Below are 255 nucleotides of genomic sequence, written 5' to 3'. Positions count from 1 at the left end.
AGGTGGGACAGATGATTGGGGTGAAGTCGTAACAAGGTAGCCGTATCGGAAGGTGCGGCTGGATCACCTCCTTTCTAAGGATATTGCCTATTGGCAATCGGAATGCGGACCTTTGGGTTCGTAAACGCATTCTCGCGAATTCGTACAGTTGACCGCTTGTTTGTTTAGTTTTGAGGGAGCGATTCCTCTTTTATATGATATATGGGCCTATAGCTCAGCTGGTTAGAGCGCACGCCTGATAAGCGTGAGGTCGAT

The 255-nt window shown here is 48.6% G+C and carries 1 rRNA gene; it reads left to right on the top strand.

The features are described from left to right. Window positions 1–74 (top strand): 16S ribosomal RNA (locus M3204_RS24010); the annotation flags it as partial. Window positions 75–255: the final 181 nt, after the last annotated feature.

Source organism: Mesobacillus subterraneus (genome assembly GCF_023715485.1).
Taxonomy (GTDB): Bacteria; Bacillota; Bacilli; order Bacillales; family Cytobacillaceae; genus Mesobacillus; species Mesobacillus subterraneus_B.
The sequence above is the reverse complement of the archived record's forward strand: the minus strand, read 5'-3'. Positions and strand labels throughout refer to the sequence as shown.